This is a genomic window from Polynucleobacter sp. AP-Capit-er-40B-B4 (assembly GCF_018882245.1).
Classification (GTDB): Bacteria; Pseudomonadota; Gammaproteobacteria; order Burkholderiales; family Burkholderiaceae; genus Polynucleobacter.
Window position 1 is genome coordinate 93994 of record NZ_JACVOV010000002.1, and the last position, 19881, is coordinate 113874.

Consider the following 19881-nt stretch of genomic DNA (forward strand, 5'->3'; position numbering starts at 1 on the left):
TTATGCCCACCTTATCAGTCATACTCATCACCCGCAATGAAGAGGCCAATTTGGACGATTGTCTGGCCTCCCTGGATGGGATCGCCCACCAGATCGTGGTGGTCGACACCAATAGCTCGGATCGCACCCTAGAAATAGCCAAAAACTACGGCGCAACGATATCCCAACCCCCTGACTGGCCAGGTTTTGGCCCCCAAAAGAACCGCGCCCTGGATCTTGCCACTAGCGAATGGGTCCTATCAATAGACGCGGACGAACGACTAACCCCAGCCCTGAAATCAGAAATTTTGACGGCCATTCACCATAGCGCCCATGTGGACTGTTTTGCCATACCAAGACTATCTTGGTATTGCGGGCGCTTCATCCGCCACTCCGGCTGGAGCCCTGATTATGTGGATCGTCTTTTTAAACGGGGTACTGCCCGTTTCTCAGATGACTTGGTGCATGAGCGCCTCATCCCCAATGGTCAGGTAGCTAAATTAGAAAATCCCCTACTTCATTACAGCTTCATGAACTACTCACAGGTTCTACAAAAGCTCGACCGTTATTCAACAGCATCAGCAGAACAAGCATTTGCTAAAGGCAAAACCAGTAGCCCCCTAAAAGCAGTGCTCCATGGTGTGTGGGCCTTTATCCGCACTTATATTATTCGCGCAGGATTTTTGGATGGCGCTCAAGGTTTTGCTTTGGCTATATCAAATGGTCAAGGTACGTACTACCGCTATATCAAGCTCTGGCACCTTAATCAGGAAGCCAATAAATGATTTCGATTTTGCTGGCTACTTATAACTGGCCACAAGCGCTCAAGCTTTGCCTTGAATCTCTAGCCACCCAAACAGACAAGAACTTTGAGATCATCATTGCCGATGATGGCTCAACCGAAAGGACCAAAACAGTCATTGAATCTTTTAAGCACTCATCACCATTTGCTATCACCCATTTGTGGCAAGAAGATATCGGATTTCGGAAAACTAAAATTTTGAACCAAGCTATTGCTGCTGCCCATGGTGATTACCTGATCTTTTTAGATGGCGACTGCATCGTTCAGCCTGACTTTGTGGCACGGCATCGCGAGCTTGCTCAAAAAGGCTATTTAGTTACTGGTAGCCGAGTGCTCTTAAATGACGCCCTCACCCAAGAATTACTCTCCTGGCCACAATGGAGCTTTCAGCAATTCTCTTCGGGTTTGTTAGGCAAACGACTGAGTGGTGGCATCAATAAATATTGGCCCCTCAAGATCAAACTTGGTAATGGCTCTTGGCGTGACTACAAAAAATTTGTTTGGCGACGTATCAAGGGCTGCAATATGGCCTGCTGGAAAGCAGATGCCGAAGCCATTAATGGCTTTGATGAAACCATGACTGGTTGGGGTCATGAAGATGCTGACTTTGTTTTTAGATTGCAGCACCATGCCATTCGCCGTAAGTCAGGATCTTGGTCTACCGAAGTTTTACATCTCTTTCATAAAATTCATGATCAAAGCAATGCGTCCGAGAATGCTCGTCGCGTTCGTGAAAAAATCATGGCAAAAGCTCTTTAAGCACCTAGATTGTCATGACTACTTTCTCCAAACTCAAGCCGAAAAAGGTTTTATTCATTGCCACAAGGCAAATTGGTGATGTGCTGGTAACAACTCCATTAATTAGCAAGGCCAGAGAGCTCTGGCCAGATGCCGAGTTTCATTTTTTAGGTTATCGGGGCAAACTAGAGATGTTGCATGGCAATCCGGACATTGCTGAAATCATCGAGACTTCAGATCGTCCAGGATTTGGAGAATACCTCTCCTTATTCAATCGCTTATTTCAGCGTTATGACTTAGCGTTTGTGACCCAACCCAGTGACCGCGCCTACCTGTATGGCTTGGTAGCTGCCTTTAGAAGGGTTGGCGTACTTGGAGGCCACCCCCAAGGTAAAGACGCTGAGGATCAACGTAAGCGTAGCAAAAGCGAAAAGCAAAATGCATGGAAGAAGTTCATCTGTATGCACACAGTAGATGTTGATTACTTCAAACAGCATGTCATTTCAGAAAAGCTGCGCCTTTTAGAATCATTCTTTAAAAATCCTACGGAGCTATTTTCTAAGCCGATTGCTGTGACGCCTCCTGCAGGCGAACCTTTGACCCCTGTCATCGCCGGCGAACTCAAGCAACCCTATGTCGTCATACATCCAGGACCTCTGACTGCTTATAAACGTTGGCCGCTCGCTTACTGGCAAGAGCTTATTACCTGGTTAGTTAATCAAGGTTTTCAGATTGTATTAAGCGCTTCACCCGCAAAACAAGATGTGCAACTTAATCACGACATCATGTCTTTATTGGCTAAAGAAATTAAGGACAAAGTGATCAACGCTGCGGGTAAGCTATCTATTCCACAGGCGGGAACTCTTATTCGAAGCGCTGCTTTGTACATTGGGGTTGATACTTCGATTACGCACTTAGCGGCAGCCTGCAATACACCCACTATCACCCTCTTTGGTGCCACCCCACCAACCAACTTTGGCCCATGGCCTAATGGCTTTATTGGCGAACAACCTTATCAATTGCGCGCCCGCTCACAAACTGTGGGCAATGTCACTATTTTGCAAGGTCCCGGTGAATGCGTGCCGTGTCGCAAAGCCGGTTGTCTTGATAAAGCCGATAGCTATAGCGAGTGTTTAGATCTACTAGAACCTAAACAAGTAATTGAAGCGATTCAAAAAGTATTACCGCACTAAGGCAATAAAAAATTACCACTGTAAGATAATTATTTAGTGGTACTGAACTTGTACGGGATCTTTTTGCTTAGATGCCAAGATTTGATTCAAGCTATGCAAACAAGCATCATCTGGATAGATACGCAGCTCTTCTGGGAACTGCATTAAGCAGGCGCCGCCACTTGTTGTCACTGCAGCAGTCAACATCAAACCCTTCATGCCGTCATTTGATCCCGGTACAGCTGGAGCAGCAGCTCCTAACTTAGGGTCTCTGACACGATTGGCCATCAAGTAAGGATTGATTTGACTACGCAGCATCTTGATATCAATAGCGTTATCAATACAGACGTGAACATTACGTGCAAAGCGCATGCGTGCACCAGTGATATCCATCACTGCCTCAGACACGATACGCATTCCGCCTGAGAACTTATCGGGAATCACATTGACTTTGGCGACCAAGAGCTCATCTTCCTTGAGCCAGGAGCGATTAGGTTCATATACTTCACTATATAAAGTGACTTCCAAGGCTGCGGTGCCATCATCAATCGTCGCAATCATCATGCGACCACGCTGGCCAGTTAACATCCGCGCAGAAGTAATAATGCCCGCGATCAGTTGATCTTTGCCCTCAGTAACTTTTGACAAAGGTTGACGAATAAAGTGGGAGGTCTCATCACGATAGGCATCAAACATATGGCCTGTTAGACAGAGGCCTAAAGCATTCTTCTCTTCTTGCAGACGCTTCTTTTCAGACCAAACAGGCTCACGTACCAACTCTGGTAAATGGCGATTTTCTTCTCCAGCCATTTCGAACAAGCTGACTTGATGAATAGAAGCCTCAGCTTGCTCAGCAGCTTCAATCGCTCTCGCTAAAGAAGCAAGCAAGGTAGAGCGAATGTCATAGAGATTGCCACCCGCAGGTACAGAGTCACGATAGAGGCTATCAAATGCACCAGCACGCATTAAGGCTTCAATCGCACGGCGATTCACCTGCCTGCGATCTACTCGTGCACAGAAATCAAACAGATCCTTAAATGGTCCGCCAGTCTCTCGCGCTTTAACTATCGACTCAATTGCAGCTTCGCCAGTACCGCGTACAGCACCTAAGCCGTAACGTACATGACTGATTGGGGAGTCCGGTGCTGCATCAGGCGCACGCAATGGCGTGAACTCATACACACCAGTATTAATGTCTGGCGAGAACACTCGAATGTTATTCACCAAGCAATCGTCGTACAGAATCTTCACCTTATCGGTGTCATCCATCGCGAGCGATAAGTTGGCCGCCATAAATTCTGCGGGGTAATAGGCTTTAAGCCAAGCGGTTTGATACGCCAAGAGTGCGTATGCAGCAGCATGGGATTTGTTAAATCCATAGCCTGCAAAGCGCTCCATTAAGTCATAGATTTCGTTGGCTTTACCTTCAGAGATACCACCAGCTTTTGCACCATCACTAAAAATCTTGCGATGCTGCGCCATCTCTTCAGGCTTTTTCTTACCCATCGCACGGCGCAACATATCAGCGCCACCTAATGAGTAGCCGCCAATCATCTGCGCCATCTGCATCACCTGCTCTTGGTAGACCATGATGCCGTAGGTCTCACGCAGAACCGGCTCAATACGTGGATCGGGATATTCGACTTTTTGGCGACCGTGTTTACGCTCAATAAAGTCTGGGATCAAATCCATAGGACCTGGGCGATACAAAGCTACCAAGGCAATAATGTCTTCAAAGCGGTCAGGCTTAGCTTCACGAAGCATGCCTTGCATGCCGCGACTTTCTAGCTGGAACACCGCCACCGTATTAGCGCGCTTGAGAACATCAAATGCTTTTTCATCATCAAGCGCTATCTCGCCGATATTCCAATCTCTGCGATCAGCGTGCAAAGTTTTAATCCAGCGCTCTGCTGCTGCCAAGATGGTGAGCGTGGTTAAACCTAAGAAGTCGAACTTCACCAAGCCGATTGCTTCTACGTCATCTTTATCAAACTGACTAATGACGGAGCTACTGTCCTGATCTTTGCTTTCTTGGGTGTAGAGAGGGCAGAAATCTGTGAGGCGCCCTGGGGCGATCAACACACCACCCGCATGCATACCGACGTTACGAGTCATACCCTCTAACTGCTGCGCCAAAGACAGCAATTGACGCACTTCGTCTTCATTCTTCTCGCGCTCGGCTAATTGCTTCTCTTCCTTCTTCGCCATTTCAATCGTCATGTACTGACCTGGCTTATTTGGCACCAGCTTAGCAATACCATCCACGAAGTTATAGCCTTGCTCAAGCACACGTCCCACATCACGAATCGCCGCTCTGGCAGCCATCGTTCCAAAAGTAGCAATCTGACTTACCGCATCTTTGCCGTACTTATCTTTTACGTACTGGATCACACGGTCACGACCGTGTTGGCAGAAGTCAATATCGAAGTCGGGCATTGATACCCGCTCTGGATTGAGGAAGCGCTCAAAAAGTAAGTTGTAACGCAGTGGGTCCAAATCGGTAATGCCAAGTGAATACGCTACTAATGAGCCAGCACCGGATCCACGACCCGGCCCTACTGGTACGCCATTGTTCTTAGCCCAGTTAATAAAGTCCGCCACGATTAAGAAGTAGCCTGGGAAACCCATCTGAGCAATCGTTTTCACTTCAAATACGAGACGCTCTTGGTAGCGCGCCATTTCTTTTTCGCGCTCTTCCACATCCGGGAAGTTGCGTTCCATATGGCGCTTCAGACCAACCTCGGATTGTTGCAATAAATAATCTTCCAAAGTAATTCCAGGCGGTATTGGAAAATCTGGCAAGCGTGGCTGACCTAAGACTAGAGAGAGATTGCAACGCTTAGCGATTTCAACAGAGTTCGCGATTGCCGCCGGCAAATCTGCAAAACGTTTTTCCATCTCTTCTTGGGTTAAGAAGTATTGCTCTTCATTAAACTTTTTGGTGCGACGCGGATTACCGAGTAATTCGCCTTCAGCAATACAAACACGGGCTTCATGCGCCGTGAAATCACTTCTCTGCATGAACTGCACTGGGTGGGTTGCGACCACCGGCAAATCGAGTTCACTCGCTAAATGGCAAGCGAGTTGCAGCTGCTTCTCGTCTTGTGGATTGCCGCCGCGCTGAACCTCAATGTAAAAAGAGTTTGGGAACAGCTTTTCATATCGTCTAGCAACAATCTTCGCTTGATCTTCTTGACCAGCTAGCAATGCTGTCCCTACTTCACCCATGCGCGCACCAGAGAGCGCAATCAATCCATAAGATAAGGTCCGCTTGGCTTTTTTATCTTCAGCTTTAGCAGCAGGCTCACTAAACCAAGCTGAATCCACTTCAGCACGACCGCGTGATTGGTTATCTAAGGAAGCTCTACTGAGCAGCTCGCATAAATTGAGATAACCGGAATGGTTTTGAACTAAGAGCAATAAACGATGGGGCTGGTCTGGATCCGCAGGATTACTAATCCAAACGTCGGCACCGGCAATGGGCTTAATACCGCCAGAGCGAGCAGCGGTATAAAAACGCACCAAACCAAATAAATTACTTAAATCTGTGATGGCTAGAGCGCCCATCTCGTCTTTGACAGCTGCCGCGACCGCATCATCAATGCGAACGACTCCATCCGTAATCGAAAACTCGGAATGGACGCGGAGATGTACAAAACGGGGTAAAGCCATGAGATGATTTTAGCTGTGTCGACACCTAAAAACCTTTCATCCCCAGCCGGCGGCTATCGCGGGCGATTTGCCCCTTCCCCTACCGGCCCACTGCACGCCGGATCCCTGGTTGCTGCCCTTGGAAGCTGGCTAGATGCCCGTAAACAAGGGGGTAAATGGCTGCTCAGAATCGAGGATTTAGACGCCCCTCGCTGCACCCCCGAAGCAACCCAGCAAATACAGTCCCAATTGCTCGCCTGTGGGCTTTCTTGGGATGAGGAGATCATCCATCAATCCCAGCGCCAAAAGGCTTACCAGGGGGCTTTAGAGCGCTTAAATGGCTTGGAATGCCTGTATGCCTGCACTTGCTCCAGACAGACCATTGCCAATACCCTAGCTAGTCTCGGAATAGAAACCCCCCGCAATCAAGAAATGGTCTATCCAGGCACCTGCCGCCCTGCCTCTTTAATAAGCAATCCCGCAGATACCTTTAAAGATCGAGGGAAAGCTTGGCGGATCGCTCTGCCCCCAAATTGCCATATTGAATTTGAGGATTTAGCACTAGGACACCAAAGCCAAAATCTCAATCAGGAAGCGGGCGATTTTGTACTGCGCAGAAGTGATGGATTATTTACCTATCAGCTAGCCGTTGTAGTTGATGATGCCGAACAAGGCATCACCCATATCGTGCGTGGCAAAGATTTGTTGAGCAATACCGCAAGACAAATTTATCTACAAAAGGCATTGGGATATCAAAGGCCAGAGTATTTACATCTGCCTTTAGTGCTTGATGAGCATGGTGAAAAGCTCAGCAAACAAACTCTAGCAACACAGATCAATACGCAAGATGAAAAACACTCGCTGATGGAGTTGCGTAAAGCAGCAAAGCATTTGGGATTGAAAAACTTGCCTGATGGCGAGAACACTACGATTGCTGAGTGGCTGTTAGCAGCCACTCATGCATGGAAAAGCTAAAGAACTTAGCTTTTCCTTTATTTCTTGTTTCTTTATTTCTTGTTTCTTTATTTCTTGTTTCTTTATTTCTTTTTAAAGCCGCCGAGTAAAGCACCAACGGCAGGCTTAGCAGGAGTAATACCTACTTTTTTCTCTTCGGGCTTTGCAGGATCTGTAGCAGAGGCTGTAGATGCAGATGGCTCGTAAGGCTTGTAGAAGAAAGGGTCTGACATCTTAGCTGGCGCGCTGCCATAGCTACTAGATGATGGGCGGCTTGCTGAAGGTGCACCTTCAGGCAAAGGCTTCACATCTAATTTACGCTTCATCAACTTTTCAATATCGTCGAGTAAGCGCTTCTCACTGGCATCAACCAATGCAATTGCATCGCCTTTACTACCGGCACGACCAGTTCGACCGATACGGTGAATAAAGTCTTCTGCGTTGTATGGTAGTTCGTGATTAATCACGCAAGGCATATCTGGAATATCTAAACCACGAGCTGCTACATCAGTTGCTACTAAAGCTTCGATGGCGCCAGACTTAAACGCATCCAAAGTTAAGGTGCGCTCACCTTGGCTCTTATCGCCATGAATCGCACCCGCTTTAATACCGTCACGCTCTAGGGCACGCGATAACTTTGCGCAACCCAAACGACTATTGGTAAAGATGATGCATTGACGTGATAAGCCTGCACGTGTGCGTGCTTCAAGCACTTTCACAATCGCACGTTGTTTATCGGCGGAGGAAACCATGTGCACTACTTGCTTAACTGTATCGGCTGCGGCATTTTGACGTGCTACCTCAACCGTTACTGGAGTACGCAAATAACTTTGTGCCAGTTTTTTGATTTCTGGGGAGAAAGTCGCTGAGAACAATAAGGTTTGTCTTTGCGCCGGAATTAAATCAATGATGCGTTGTAAGTCTGGCAAGAAGCCCATGTCGAGCATGCGGTCTGCTTCGTCTAAAACCAAGATCTCTACTTGGGAGAGGTTGGCCACTTTAGATCCAATGTGATCAAGTAAACGACCAGGAGTGGCAATCAATATCTCTACGCCATTGCGCAAAATACCTACTTGCTCTTTCATGTCCACGCCACCGTAGACTACTGCAGCGCGCAGATCAGTGTGCTTTGAATAGCTCGCAGCATTTTCAGCTACTTGCACGGCCAACTCACGAGTTGGCGTGAGAACCAATGCACGAATTGGATGACGTGCCGGTGACGCGCTATTGCTAGCGTGACGCAAAATCTTTTGAATGATCGGCAATACAAAGGCAGCTGTCTTACCGGTACCGGTTTGCGCAGCACCCATGAGGTCGCTTCCAGCCAAGACATGCGGAATCGATTGCGCTTGAATCGGAGTCGGAGTGTTGTAGCCCTGCTCCAGAACCGCTTTTTGAATTTTCGGATCTAAACCAAAGTCAGCAAAAGTGATTGTTGCCGGAGGTGAAGCAGTGGCAGCAGTGTCAGTGTTAGTAACACTAGGGGTAGCGGCTTCGCTAACCCCTGTAGATGAATTTATTTCAGTAGCAGTATTTGTCAAGGTAACTTACATGATGGCGGCAATGCCGGCCTTAGCGGTCTCAGCATCTTCCGCAGATTTAACGCCGGAAACGCCGACTGCGCCGATGGTAAACCCGTTTACCTCGATATTGACGCCACCTTCTAACATGCCTGATACGTGCGGGGCAGATAAGAAAGCATGGCGACCGTTATTAATAATTTCTTCGTAAACACGAGTCTCGCGTTTACCCATTGCAGCAGTACGCGCTTTTTCTTGTGCAATATAAGAAGACAAAGGAGCGCAACCATCACGACGAATTAAACCCAACATATGACCACCATCGTCACAAACAGCAATCGTCACTGCCAAATTATGTTTAGCAGCGTGCTTGTCTGCTGCGTCCAAAATCTTTTGAACATCAGCTTGAGTTAAGTAAGGTTTAGTAGCAGTCATGTTTAATCTTTCTGTCTCGAATTTGGTGTATTTGTTTAATGCACTTCTATATAAGTACTTGAATTATAAGGGGTGTAGCGCGATCCCATATACAGAATCAGGCTCCACCCCACTTAATGCGCTTCTGTGTTGCTCTAAGTCCTTCTTATTTAAGGAACTCTTGGGCTGCGACTACGCCGCTGGCCTTAGGTTTGTAACCCATAGAGCCCAAGCTCATCTCTACACCACTTAAAGCAGCCATCAAGCTCAATTCATTGCAATCGCCCAAATGGCCGATACGGAATGCCTTGCCTTTGATCTTGCCCAAACCAGTGCCCAACGAGAGATTGAATTTCTCAAGAGCATGTTTGCGCAATACATCCGCATCCATACCTTCCGGAGTAGCAATACAAGTAAGTACTGGTGAATAACAATCTTTGTCTTGACACTGAATTTCTAAGCCCCAAGCTTTCACTGCTTCACGACAAGCTGCAGCTAAACGTTGATGACGTGCAAAGATCGTATCCAATCCTTCAGCCATCATCATGTCCATTGCTTCATGCAAACCGTACATCAAATTGGTGCTCGGAGTTGTTGGCCAGTAACCTGTTTTATTGGATTCAAGAATTTCATCCCAAGCCCAATAAGCTTTGTGCATTTTGTTGCTTTTACTGACTTCAATAGCGCGTGGTGATAAAGCATTAAAGCCAATGCCTGGTGGCAACATCAAGCCTTTTTGTGAGCCAGAGATCGTGACGTCAGCGCCCCACTTGTCATGCTCATAATCGGCTGAACCCAAGCCAGATACGCTGTCTACGAGCAATAAGGCTGGATGCTTCAGGGAATCAATCGCTTTACGAACTGCTGCGATGTTTGATGTCACGCCAGTAGAAGTTTCGTTATGCACTACGCAAACTGCTTTGATCTCATGACCCGTGTCTTTACGTAAGCGCTCTTCGATGACTGATGCATCTACACCCCAACGCCAAGAATCTTGTCCAGTTTTACCAACCACTTCGACATCCAAACCAAGACGCTTACCAAGTGCACGCCACAAGTTAGCAAACTGACCAGTTTCATAGAACAGCACTTTGTCGCCAGGGCTCAGTACGTTTACCAAAGCACCTTCCCAAGAACCAGTTCCGGAAGCGGAATAAATAATCACAGGCTGCTCAGTTTTAAAAATCTTTTTGATGTTTTCTAAAACCTTCAGACCGAAGGCGCCAAACTCAGGGCCGCGATGGTCAATCGTTTGATAGCTGATGGCGCGCAGTACGCGTGGAGGAACAGGACTAGGGCCAGGAATATGTAAAAAGTGGCGTCCTGATGCGTGGTTATCAAGTTTCAACATGCTTTGTCTCACTTATGGGTGTGTTTATGGGTGTTATTTCTGGAGCTAGTGTATGACAATTTTTGGCAATTTTCCATTTTTGCATACAAATTATTTGAAATAATTACTTAAATAAACCCATAAATAGGCATTTAAAGCCTGTATTTATGCTTTATGATGGCTTATTGTTAATTTTGTATACAAATATAGGGTTTAGGGGATTCCAGCATGGTAGCCATAGAACAGCCTAATTCTCAGAATTTGCATGAGGCCACTTTTCAAAAGCTCAGATCACTCTTGGTCGAAGGCAAGATCGCGCCCGGCAGCAAACTCAATGAGCGTGAATTAGCTGAGAGCCTCAATGTATCTCGCACCCCTATTCGGGAAGCGATTCGTCGCTTAGCTGCAGATGGTTTGGTTGAACTTATTACCAATCGTGGCGCAATTGCAGTTCAGCTAACCCTTGAGGATGTGATTCACACTTTTGATGTGATTGCGGATCTCGAAGGATTCTCTGGAGAATTGGCTGCCAACAATATTAGTGATGCCACCCTCTCTGAATTAGAGGCCCTCCAATATGAAATGATGGCTTCATATGCGCGCCGTGATTTATCCAGTTACTACAAACTGAATCTGCGTATTCATCATCTGATTAATCAAGCTGCAAATAATCCAGTGCTCTCTAGACTCTTCACGCAAGTCAATGCCCGCATCGAAGCCCTGCGCTTTCGCTCTAACCAAGATGGCGTGAAATGGGAAAAGGCAGTTGAAGAACACCAAGAGATGCTCGATGCCCTCAAAGCCAGAGATACTGCACGTATGCGCAAGATCATGATCCAGCACGTACAAAACAAACGCGATGTTGTAGTGCAACTACTCAAATCTGAAGCAGAAATAAAAGACGTGGAGACAGCCAAGTCATGAATAAGCCTCTAGACCTCAAAGAACTCATGGTGGATCAGGCTGAGCTAGCCAAGCGCTTGCGTCAGGAGACTTCTGGCGAAGTAATGACCGATAGCGCGAGTCGTGGACGCTATGCAACGGATGCCTCTATCTATCAAGCAATGCCAGTTGCCGTGTTTGTACCAAAGACTGCACAAGATATTGCGAGCGCAATTCAGATTGCTGCTGAACTGGGCGTGCCTGTCCTTCCTCGTGGTGGTGGCACTAGCCAATGCGGTCAAACTACTGGCGCAGCACTGGTTATCGATAACACCAAATATTTCAGAAACGTTTTAGATCTCAATCTTGATAAAGGTTATGTTGAAGTTGAGCCAGGCATCGTGCTTGATCATCTCAATGGCTCTTTAAAGCAACATGGTCTCTGGTATCCAGTTGACGTTTCCACCGCAGGTCAAGCAACCATTGGCGGCATGGCAGGTAATAACTCCTGCGGCAGTCGCTCCATTGCTTACGGCAATATGGTGCATAACGTTTTAGGTATTGATGCGTGGTTAGCAAATGGCAGAATTGCCAACTTCAGTGATTACGCCAGCAGCACTGGAGCTGCAAAAGAATTGGGTGATTTTGTAAAAAACCTAGCTCATACTCTCCAACCAGAAATTGAGGCGCATTTTCCAAAAGTATTAAGACGGGTAGCGGGATATAACCTCGATATCTTCAACCCCCAAAGTGAATTACCTTACACCCAAGATGGCAGCGTCAATCTAGCCCATTTGTTAGTAGGTAGCGAAGGGACCCTCGCCTATTACAAGTCGCTCAAACTCAAACTAGCGCCATTGCCGCAACACAAAGTACTCGGTATCGTGAACTTTGCGAGCTTTTATAAAGCCATGGATAGCGCTCAGCATATTGTGAAGCTCGGCCCTACTGCTGTAGAGCTGGTGGATCGCACCATGATTGATTTGGCACGCGGCAACCCAAGCTTTAAGAAAACCATTGAAACCGCTTTAATCGATCACACCGCACAAACACCTGAAGCGATTTTATTGGTGGAGTTTTCGGGTGAATCCCATGCGCCACTCTTAGAAAAGCTCAAAGCTTTACAGGAACTCATGAGTGATTTGGGCTTGCCAGGTTCTGTAGTGACTATGCCTGATGCCTCTCTGCAAAAGAATTTATGGGAAGTGCGTAAAGCCGGTTTGAACATCATGATGAGCCTCAAAGGTGATGGTAAGCCAGTGAGCTTTATCGAAGACTGTGCCGTGCCTCTCGAGAGTTTGGCGGATTACACCCAAGCACTCACTGAAGTATTTTCTAAATATGGTTCACGTGGTACTTGGTATGCCCACGCATCCGTAGGCACATTGCACGTACGTCCCATCTTGGATATGCGTAGAGATGGCGCCCAGAAAATGCGCGCTGTTGCCGAAGAAGCCTCTGCCCTGGTACGTAAATACAAAGGCGCTTATAGCGGTGAGCATGGTGATGGTCTATGTCGTGGCGAATGGATCTCTTGGCAGTTTGGTCCAAAGATCACTGAAGCCCTCGCAGAAATCAAATACGCATTTGATCCAAAGGGGTTATTTAATCCAGGAAAGATTGTTAATCCGCCAAAGATGGATGACTCCATCAACTTTAGATTTCCACCAAGTTATAAGGTCATTCCACTGCAACCCGCACTCGATTGGTCAGCTTGGAACGTCCAAAACGATCCTGTCACAGAAGAAACTACGGCACCTGGTACTGGTGGTGACCCAGCGATGGGTTTAGCCAAAGCAGTAGAGATGTGCAACAACAATGGTCATTGCCGTAAGTTTGATGCGGAAGTGATGTGCCCTAGTTATCGCGTCACCCGTGATGAGAAACATCTGACACGCGGTAGAGCCAATACACTTCGACTTGCACTATCTAATCAACTCGATATCAAAGATGAATCTTCGCCGCTGGGTAGCGATGCCATTAAAGAAGTGATGGAGCTTTGCGTAAGCTGTAAGGCCTGTCGCCGCGAATGCCCTACTGGCGTTGATATGGCCAAGATGAAGATTGAGTTTCTTTCTGCTTACAAGAAGCGTGTAGGCCACTCGCTCAGGGATCTAGCAGTTGCCTATCTCCCCAAATATGCCAGCACGATTAGCACTACCCCACTGCTACCAACTCTTTTGAACTTACGTAATCACATTGCGCCGGTTGCTAAGCTACAAGAATGGATCATGGGTATCTCTGCGCAAAGAAGTCTGCCAATTTGGAAGAGTAAAACCTTCTGGAATCAAAAAACAGCTGACTCTTATCAGTACACACCAGAGCAACTAGCTAGCAATACCGATGGCAAAGGTGTTGTTTTATTGGCCGATACCTTCAATGCTTACTTTGAAGATGAAAATCTCCAGGCAGCATTAAAAGTACTCAAGGCTGCGGGCTATCGAGTGCATATCCCCAATAAGAATCAAAGCAAGAGTCAAAGTAAAGCAGCAAACCAAGCAGAAAGTTCATGCTCTAAAGAGTTTTGCTGTGGCAGAACCTATTTAGCTGCAGGCATGGTCGATAAAGCCAAGGAAACTCTTGGTGAATTAGTTGATCATCTTGCGCCTTATGCAGACAAACATATTCCGATTATTGGTTTAGAGCCTTCTTGCTTGTTTACCTTGAAAGATGAAGCATTGGTGATGGGCTTTGGTGAGCGCGCAGTGAGTGTTTCTAAGCAAGCGCAATTGCTAGAAGAATTCTTAGCGAGCGAAGCTAAGGCTGGCAAGCTCAAGTTAAACCTCAAAGCAGCCGATAAATCAGTGCTCTTTCATGGTCACTGTCATCAGAAGTCTTTTGCTGCCGTTACTCCTGCAATGGAGTTACTCAAACTCATTCCGAATGCAGAGCCTAAGTTGATTGAATCTTCTTGCTGCGGTATGGCAGGTAGTTTTGGTTACGAAGCCGAACATATTGAAGTGTCTAAGCAAATGGCAGAAGCTAGCCTATTGCCTAGTATTCGGAAGTCACCAGATAGTTGGGTAGTGGCTGACGGTACAAGCTGTCGCCATCAAATTGCGGATGGTACTCAAAGAGAAGCTGTTCATATCGCCAGAATTTTGGCGGCGCATCTATAAAAAAGATGGTCTAGCGTTATTTGGGTAGTTAACGAATAACGCCGTAACCCACCATCAATAAGGTTCCAGTTAATAAAGCCGGAACCAATCGTTTTGTGGGTTTAGAAATCATCACGCCAATCGCTAAGGCACAAATCAGAACACGGATCCATAGAGGCACGGTTGCCATCAGACCAAGCGGCATCACAATCAAACGCACTGTAAGTGCAGCAACCATTGCATAGGTCACCGCAGCCAACCAGCGAAAGATCTCGCTATCTTGGTTAATACTCTGTGATAGAAACACACCAATGGCACGACAGAAGTAAGTACCTAGACAGGCGCCAACCAAAGCGATCCATAGACCCCATCCAGTAAGTGCATCACTCATGTGATTGAAAGCATCTACTGCCCCGTTCATCCAAGCACTCCCGCTTTTTTGCGCAAGAACTTACGATCGATAAAGTAAGCCATGGTGCCCGCAACTAAACCAGCCGTTAACAAACTGGTATCGCGGTCAATGATGAAAAAGATCGGGCCAAAGATACATCCTAGTAATAGTGCAATACGATTAATCCAAGGCTTCACCTCGGTAAAAGTCAGCAAGAAGAACAATGGATTAATGAATACCAAACCTAAAGTAACTGGCTTTGGCACCATGCCAGCCAAGTAGTAACCTAAGACAGTTCCAGGTACAGAGATCAACCAACACAAGAGCCCTAGCCCAACAAAGTAACTGAGGCGGTGCTTAATCTCAATTGCATGAAACTCCCGCATCGAGATTGCCCATGCTGTCATTGCCAGTAAATGGACGGATGCATAGAGACTACGATTGCGATCTTTTTGATGAAACTGCGGAAAGAGTGTCACCGTCATGGTGATAAAACGTGTTGAGGTTAGCGTAACCGCTAAAGCAATCGCCAATACAGATGACCCTGTAATCGCCATCTCGAGCAAAACAACCTGGCCTGGTAAGGCGAACATGAAAAACGAAGTAAAGGTCGTGAACCAAACATCAAAGCCATTGGTTTTACCCATCGCTCCAAAGCCCACCATACCAGCAAAAAGTACCATCGCTGGCGCACCAGCAGCATCCCGAATGCCAGACCAAAAGGCGTGACTTGGGTTTTTAAAGCGTTGTACCGCAACTTCTTCTAGCGCGACTTCGCTAGGATCAATGTAGGGCTGGCCGTTAGATGACATAGAGCAATTGTAAAGCTTGTGAGTATTTATGCTGACTGCGCATTTTGACCTAAGGCCCACTCAATATGTTCAGCCACTAAAGGATCGGCACTGGGAAGTGCTGCCTTTAGTGCTTCTGTAATGGCGCCCTTCTCAAGTCCACTCGCCAAAGCATTACCCATGGCCACAGCCAGATTACGGCGCCAACGGCTGTAACCAATTCGACGAATAGCGCTACCTTCATGGCGTTGCTCAAACTCTGCTTCAGTCCAGGACCATAGCCGCAAGAGTGTCGCCTGCCCTAAGCCATGACGTCTTGCAAAATCGGGCAGCTCTGTACGTTTAGCAAACTTATTCCATGGGCAAATAAGTTGACAGTCATCGCAGCCATACACGCGATTACCCATAGCCTGTCGAAATTCCACAGGAATAGCATCAGGATTTTCAATAGTTAAGTAAGAGATGCATCTTCTTGCATCTAGTTGATATGGTGCAGTGATAGCTTGCGTAGGGCAAACGTCTATACAGGATGTGCAGGAACCGCAATGCTCTTCAATTTCTTCATCAATTGGTAGCGGCACATCTACTAAGATCTCACCCAAGAAAAATGTGGAGCCCGATTCACGATTGAGTAGGAGCGTATGTTTGCCACGCCAGCCTAAGCCTGCTTTGCGTGCCAACTCTACTTCCATCAATGGTGCTGAGTCTGTAAATACGCGATAGCCTAATTTGCCGATACGCCCTTCAATCAGCTGGGCAAATTCTTGTAAGCGGTTACGCAGCACCTTGTGATAATCGCGCCCTCTGGCATACATGGATATGACTGCTTGCGTAGGATCTTCTAATCGTTGCCACTCAGCATCAAAGTCCGTCTCGGGCGGTAGGTAGTTAACTGACACACAAATCACACGGACTGTGCCGGGAACTAAAAGCTCAGGATTGGAGCGCAATTCTGCATGGCGCTGCATGTATTCCATTTGACCGTGACGACCTTCTGCCAGCCACTCTTTCAAGCGCTCAGTCGCAGGACCTAAATGGGTGTCGGTAATGCGTAAGCCATCAAACCCCAAGGCCATAGCCTGGGTATTGAGCCAATCGCGCAGATTGGTCTCATCCAAGGATTGAGGGCTGGTAGGTAAAGGCATATGGAATACAGAATGTATCTTAATAATTGAATAAACTAGGGGAATGGCTCAAACACAGGCAATCCAGTCCCCGCTCACTGCAATTGATCTCTATTGTAGGCAGGAAGCTGACACTGCATCCCTTGCGAAGCAGCTAGCCGCCAGTTTTGAGCACTTTCTGAATCAGCAGTCAGGTTCGCATCTCAATATCTCCCTAGAGGGCGATCTCGGTGCTGGCAAAACGACTTTTGCGAGGTACCTCATTCAGGCAATGGGTCATGAGGGCAAAGTAAAAAGTCCGACTTACACTTTGTGCGAACCTTACCCGCTGCAATTAAAAGATCAAGCAATCACTGTTCACCATTTTGATTTATATCGCATGCGTGACCCACTGGAATGGCAAGAAGCAGGATTTGCAGAGCACTTTGATGTTCCAGGTATTTGTTTAATTGAATGGCCAGAAAAAGCTGAAGGCACACTGCCAGGTTTTGATATTCAGATTCAGTTAGCTGCAGGCGCAGATGAAAACGAACGGGCTATTAAGATCAATGCAATCACTGAATCTGGAAAAATGGCATTACAAGAGATTCAACAATAGTTATTTGCTATTAATACATGAGCAATCAGAAAACCAATCTCTCGAAAAGACAAACCCTCAAGACTTCAGCAAAGTTCTTAAGCTTTGCCTTGCTGTTGACTGAGGTCGATATTGCCTGGGGAGCCAAGATATTGGGCGTACGCGTATGGCCTTCAGAGGACTACACCCGCGTAACCCTGGAATCCGATACGCCGCTACCGATTACCCAACAGATTCTGACTAATCCAGATCGCTTGGTGGTGGACGTGCAGGGATTGGAACTCAATCCCACTCTCAAAGATTTAGTGGCTAAAGTAAAACCGAATGATCCGTACATCTCTCAAGTTCGAGTGGGGCAATTTCAGCCAGGCATTGTGCGTTTGGTATTTGACTTGAAAGAACCGATCAAGCCGCAACTCTTCACGCTTGATCCAGTGGCTGAGTACAACTACCGCATGGTGTTTGACTTGTACCCCACTACACCACCTGATCCTTTGATGGCTTTAGTGAGAAGCAGCGCTAAAAAAGAAACTGCTCTTGAGAAATCCAATGAAGAAATAGATTTGATTGCGCAGTTCGCCACTAAGAAAGAAAAAGAGCTTGCCAAGGTTCCGGCAGCCCCCGTTGCCCAAGCCATACCCGAAACCAAAGAGTTGCCGGCACCCGCCAAATACAAGCGCTTGATCACGATTGCGATTGATCCCGGCCATGGTGGCGAAGATCCGGGTGCCATTGGCGCAGCAGGCTCCAAGGAAAAGCATGTCGTTCTCGCAATTGCGAAGCGTCTCAAAGACAAGATTGAAGGCGAAGCCTACATGCGCCCTTTCTTGACCAGGGATGGTGATTACTTTGTACCTCTTCATGTCCGTGTACAAAAAGCACGCCGTGTTGAAGCGGATCTCTTTGTATCGATTCATGCAGATGCCTTCATTGAAAGAAATGCTAGGGGCGCCTCCGTATTTGCGCTTTCTCAAATGGGTGCTAGTAGCACTACCGCACGCTGGATGGCGAATAAAGAGAATGCCTCTGATTTAATTGGCGGCATCAATATCAAGACACAAGATAGGCAGGTTGCTAACTTGCTCCTAGATATGTCGACCACTGCTCAGATTAAAGATTCCTTACAGGTTGGTAACTCCATCCTGAAGCAAATCGGTGGATTTGCAGCTCTACATAAACCGAAGGTAGAGCAAGCCAGTTTTGCCGTTTTAAAAGCCCCAGACATCCCCTCAATCCTCGTAGAAACCGCTTTTATTAGCAATCCACAGGAAGAGGCCCGATTAAACGATGACAGTTACCAGGATCGCATTGCAGAGGCGATTTTGAGGGGAATTAAGGAGTATTTTTCCAAAAATCCGCCGGTTGCCAGACGGGTCAACTCCTAGGATCTTGTAGTTACAAGGCTTGAGGGGTAGACCCCGCAGACCAAGGGAAGAGCTACAAACTTCTTGCTATAATTTATGGCTTAACTGGGTCGGTAGCTCAGTCGGTAGAGCAGCGGACTTTTAATCCGTTGGTCGCGAGTTCGAATCTCGCCCGACCCACCAGTTATACAAAGGGATCACAGTAATGTGGTCCCTATTCTTTTGGCTATTTGGAATATGTCGATAACTTATGGTGGCAAGCGATCAAAGAAAAACCACCCGAAGGTGGTTTTAGTATTTATTACTTGCCTGGGGCAGCATCATCCAGGGCCTGAGATTCATTGCAAGCATTAATTTAACTTACGGCTTTAAACTTCAAAGATCAATATCGTCTTTTCGGCACACTAGCAAAAGATTGCTTCTTCTCAAGATGTCTAAATGTAATACGGCCTTTGCTCAAGTCATAGGGTGAGACCTCCAAAGAAACCTTATCTCCAGCCAATATACGGATGTGATTTTTTTTCATTCTTCCCGCTGTATAAGCAATAAGCTTATGGCCATTATCTAAAGTAATCCGATAACGAGAATCTGGCAGAATTTCATCAACAAGACCTTCCATTTCAAGCAACTCTTCTTTTGCCATTGAACATCCTTAATGAAAATAAAAAAGCCCAGTCATGCTGGGCTTTGGACCAGGCAAATAATTTCCGCCCGGCATTTGCTTCTGAATTAAACAGGTTGAATATTGGCTGCCAACTTGCCTTTAGGGCCAGTAGTAATATCAAAAGTCACCTTTTGACCTTCAGCTAAAGACTTAAATCCACTGCTATTAATTGCTGAAAAATGGGCAAATAAATCTTCGCCACCGAGTTCAGGGGTAATAAAGCCGAAGCCTTTTGCGTCGTTAAACCATTTCACAGTTCCGTTTGCCATATCTGACTATTCCTTAAAAAAATATAAAAAGGGCTATGCCCCAAATAGGGCGAAAGTCAAGAATGGCGGGGGAGATGCTAAGAAGAACTATCGCAGAACTGCGGTATTAATTACTAGTACAACAACACTATTAGCTTGGAAATCGCTGAATGTATTTTACT

At 46.7% G+C, this 19881-nt stretch carries 17 protein-coding genes and 1 tRNA gene; 9 read left to right on the plus strand and 9 right to left on the minus strand.

The window, feature by feature from the left end; genetic code table 11:
• Window positions 1-2 precede the first annotated feature (2 nt).
• From ICN19_RS05430 to ICN19_RS05440, 3 genes are read left to right on the plus strand one after another with little or no spacing between them, the layout of a single operon-like run.
• Entirely contained in the window at window positions 3-764 is a 762-nt protein-coding gene (locus tag ICN19_RS05430) for a glycosyltransferase family 2 protein (protein ID WP_216246122.1), read from the plus strand.
• A complete protein-coding gene (locus ICN19_RS05435) occupies window positions 761-1540 on the plus strand; it encodes a glycosyltransferase family 2 protein (protein ID WP_216246123.1) in 780 nt (259 codons plus the stop codon). The genes ICN19_RS05430 and ICN19_RS05435 overlap by 4 nt, the downstream gene beginning before the upstream one ends.
• 14 nt (window positions 1541-1554) lie before the next feature.
• Window positions 1555-2712: a glycosyltransferase family 9 protein gene (locus ICN19_RS05440; RefSeq protein ID WP_216246124.1), complete on the plus strand. Its 1158-nt coding sequence runs from the start codon at window positions 1555-1557 to the stop codon at window positions 2710-2712.
• Window positions 2713-2745: 33 nt separating this feature from the next.
• Here ICN19_RS05440 and dnaE read toward each other — a convergent pair whose 3' ends face one another.
• Window positions 2746-6363: a DNA polymerase III subunit alpha gene (dnaE, locus tag ICN19_RS05445; protein ID WP_216246125.1), complete on the minus strand. Its 3618-nt coding sequence runs from the start codon at window positions 6361-6363 to the stop codon at window positions 2746-2748.
• Between the two features lie 3 nt (window positions 6364-6366).
• Here dnaE and gluQRS point away from each other — a divergent pair, with 3 nt between their 5' ends.
• Window positions 6367-7317: a tRNA glutamyl-Q(34) synthetase GluQRS gene (gene gluQRS, locus ICN19_RS05450; protein WP_216246126.1), complete on the plus strand. Its 951-nt coding sequence runs from the start codon at window positions 6367-6369 to the stop codon at window positions 7315-7317.
• A gap of 62 nt (window positions 7318-7379) precedes the next feature.
• Here gluQRS and ICN19_RS05455 read toward each other — a convergent pair whose 3' ends face one another.
• From ICN19_RS05455 to ICN19_RS05465, 3 genes are all read right to left on the minus strand, one after another.
• Entirely contained in the window at window positions 7380-8837 is a 1458-nt protein-coding gene (locus tag ICN19_RS05455) for a DEAD/DEAH box helicase (protein WP_216246127.1), read from the minus strand.
• A 6-nt stretch (window positions 8838-8843) separates the two neighbouring features.
• Window positions 8844-9251, minus strand: a complete 408-nt coding sequence (locus ICN19_RS05460; RefSeq protein ID WP_216246128.1) for a heme-binding protein — start codon at window positions 9249-9251, stop codon at window positions 8844-8846.
• A 145-nt stretch (window positions 9252-9396) separates the two neighbouring features.
• Window positions 9397-10581, minus strand: coding sequence for an alanine--glyoxylate aminotransferase family protein (locus ICN19_RS05465; RefSeq protein WP_216246129.1), 1185 nt, complete (start codon window positions 10579-10581; stop codon window positions 9397-9399).
• A gap of 207 nt (window positions 10582-10788) precedes the next feature.
• Between ICN19_RS05465 and ICN19_RS05470 the strand changes: the two genes are divergently transcribed.
• Both ICN19_RS05470 and ICN19_RS05475 read left to right on the plus strand, forming a co-directional pair.
• A complete protein-coding gene (locus tag ICN19_RS05470; protein WP_216246130.1) occupies window positions 10789-11484 on the plus strand; it encodes a GntR family transcriptional regulator in 696 nt (231 codons plus the stop codon).
• Complete coding sequence (locus ICN19_RS05475) at window positions 11481-14561, plus strand: FAD-binding and (Fe-S)-binding domain-containing protein (protein WP_216246131.1); 3081 nt, start codon at window positions 11481-11483, stop codon at window positions 14559-14561. The genes ICN19_RS05470 and ICN19_RS05475 overlap by 4 nt, the downstream gene beginning before the upstream one ends.
• Window positions 14562-14589: 28 nt before the next feature.
• Here ICN19_RS05475 and ICN19_RS05480 read toward each other — a convergent pair whose 3' ends face one another.
• From ICN19_RS05480 to queG, 3 genes are read right to left on the minus strand one after another with little or no spacing between them, the layout of a single operon-like run.
• Window positions 14590-14961: an AzlD domain-containing protein gene (locus ICN19_RS05480; protein ID WP_216246132.1), complete on the minus strand. Its 372-nt coding sequence runs from the start codon at window positions 14959-14961 to the stop codon at window positions 14590-14592.
• Window positions 14958-15743: an AzlC family ABC transporter permease gene (locus tag ICN19_RS05485; RefSeq protein ID WP_216246133.1), complete on the minus strand. Its 786-nt coding sequence runs from the start codon at window positions 15741-15743 to the stop codon at window positions 14958-14960. The genes ICN19_RS05480 and ICN19_RS05485 overlap by 4 nt, the downstream gene beginning before the upstream one ends.
• 26 nt (window positions 15744-15769) lie before the next feature.
• Window positions 15770-16867, minus strand: a complete 1098-nt coding sequence (gene queG, locus ICN19_RS05490) for a tRNA epoxyqueuosine(34) reductase QueG (RefSeq protein ID WP_216246134.1) — start codon at window positions 16865-16867, stop codon at window positions 15770-15772.
• A 43-nt stretch (window positions 16868-16910) separates the two neighbouring features.
• On the opposite strand from queG, the gene tsaE reads away from it, so the two are divergent.
• From tsaE to ICN19_RS05505, 3 genes are all read left to right on the plus strand, one after another.
• Window positions 16911-17444: a tRNA (adenosine(37)-N6)-threonylcarbamoyltransferase complex ATPase subunit type 1 TsaE gene (tsaE, locus tag ICN19_RS05495; protein WP_216246135.1), complete on the plus strand. Its 534-nt coding sequence runs from the start codon at window positions 16911-16913 to the stop codon at window positions 17442-17444.
• A gap of 17 nt (window positions 17445-17461) precedes the next feature.
• Window positions 17462-18808: an N-acetylmuramoyl-L-alanine amidase gene (locus ICN19_RS05500; protein ID WP_068323967.1), complete on the plus strand. Its 1347-nt coding sequence runs from the start codon at window positions 17462-17464 to the stop codon at window positions 18806-18808.
• Between the two features lie 86 nt (window positions 18809-18894).
• Window positions 18895-18970 (plus strand) — tRNA-Lys (locus ICN19_RS05505).
• A gap of 199 nt (window positions 18971-19169) precedes the next feature.
• On the opposite strand, the gene infA is transcribed toward ICN19_RS05505, so the two are convergent.
• Window positions 19170-19430, minus strand: coding sequence for a translation initiation factor IF-1 (gene infA / locus ICN19_RS05510; RefSeq protein ID WP_216246136.1), 261 nt, complete (start codon window positions 19428-19430; stop codon window positions 19170-19172).
• 86 nt (window positions 19431-19516) lie between these two features.
• Window positions 19517-19720 (minus strand): cold-shock protein, encoded by a 204-nt coding sequence (locus tag ICN19_RS05515; RefSeq protein WP_216211860.1) that lies wholly within the window; start codon window positions 19718-19720, stop codon window positions 19517-19519.
• Window positions 19721-19881: the final 161 nt, after the last annotated feature.